Origin of the sequence: Guptibacillus hwajinpoensis (assembly GCF_020524165.1) — a bacterium.
Classification (GTDB): Bacteria; Bacillota; Bacilli; order Bacillales; family Guptibacillaceae; genus Guptibacillus; species Guptibacillus hwajinpoensis_D.
Map to the genome: position 1 here is coordinate 1 of NZ_JAIVKU010000015.1, position 1,060 is coordinate 1,060.

8 tRNA genes and 1 rRNA gene are annotated in these 1,060 nt (G+C 49.0%); all 9 read left to right on the forward strand.

The annotated features are described in order from the left end of the window. The first annotated feature begins 4 nt into the window (after positions 1-4). The 9 genes from rrf (at position 5) to LC090_RS21805 (ending at position 861) form a co-directional block, all read left to right on the forward strand. A 5S ribosomal RNA gene (gene rrf / locus LC090_RS21765) occupies positions 5-121 on the forward strand. 9 nt (positions 122-130) lie between these two features. Beyond that, positions 131-206: transfer RNA gene (locus LC090_RS21770), tRNA-Val, on the forward strand. A gap of 32 nt (positions 207-238) precedes the next feature. Then, positions 239-314 (forward strand) — tRNA-Thr (locus LC090_RS21775). Between the two features lie 17 nt (positions 315-331). Beyond that, positions 332-407, forward strand: a tRNA-Lys gene (locus LC090_RS21780). A 7-nt stretch (positions 408-414) separates the two neighbouring features. Continuing rightward, positions 415-499: transfer RNA gene (locus tag LC090_RS21785), tRNA-Leu, on the forward strand. Positions 500-502: 3 nt separating this feature from the next. Next, positions 503-577 (forward strand) — tRNA-Gly (locus tag LC090_RS21790). Between the two features lie 16 nt (positions 578-593). After that, a tRNA-Arg gene (locus tag LC090_RS21795) sits at positions 594-670 on the forward strand. A 27-nt stretch (positions 671-697) separates the two neighbouring features. Continuing rightward, positions 698-774, forward strand: a tRNA-Pro gene (locus LC090_RS21800). Positions 775-785: 11 nt separating this feature from the next. Then, positions 786-861 (forward strand) — tRNA-Ala (locus LC090_RS21805). The last annotated feature ends 199 nt before the right edge of the window (positions 862-1,060 follow it).

A 1,060-nucleotide genomic window follows, 5' to 3' on the forward strand; every position in this document is an offset into this window, starting at 1 on the left:
AAAGTCTAGTGACGATGGCGAAGAGGTCACACCCGTTCCCATGCCGAACACGGAAGTTAAGCTCTTCAGCGCCGATGGTAGTTGGGGGATCTCCCCCTGCAAGAGTAGGACGTCGCTGGACTTATATAGTGGAGGATTAGCTCAGCTGGGAGAGCATCTGCCTTACAAGCAGAGGGTCGGCGGTTCGAGCCCGTCATCCTCCACCATATTTTTCATAGCCCGAAAGGGTACATATATTGCCGGCCTAGCTCAATTGGTAGAGCAACTGACTTGTAATCAGTAGGTTGGGGGTTCAAGTCCTCTGGCCGGCACCAGCTTTTCTTATTGAAAAGAGCCATTAGCTCAGTTGGTAGAGCATCTGACTTTTAATCAGAGGGTCGAAGGTTCGAGTCCTTCATGGCTCACCATTGATTTGCGGGTGTGGCGGAATTGGCAGACGCGCTAGACTTAGGATCTAGTGTCTTACGACGTGGGGGTTCAAGTCCCTTCACCCGCACCAATTGCGGAAGTAGTTCAGTGGTAGAACATCACCTTGCCAAGGTGGGGGTCGCGGGTTCGAATCCCGTCTTCCGCTCCATTAACTTAATAAATATGCGCCCGTAGCTCAATTGGATAGAGCGTCTGACTACGGATCAGAAGGTTAGGGATTCGACTTCTCTCGGGCGCACCATTAAATTTTGTAGTTTTCTTCTTAAAACGGGAAGTAGCTCAGCTTGGTAGAGCACTTGGTTTGGGACCAAGGGGTCGCAGGTTCAAATCCTGTCTTCCCGACCATCTATACCAATGGGGCCTTAGCTCAGCTGGGAGAGCGCCTGCCTTGCACGCAGGAGGTCAGCGGTTCGATCCCGCTAGGCTCCACCAAAAATTATTTCAAAATAGTTGTTGACACTAACCAACACATCATGGTATGATGGTTTGGTCGCTGAAAACGACATTGAAAGAAAAATTGCTCTTTGAAAACTGAACGAAACGCCATGTAAGTAGTTGTTTCTACGGAAACAAACATTGTTTTAAAAGCTAGATTAAGCTTTCTATCGGAGAGTTTGATCCTGGCTCAGGA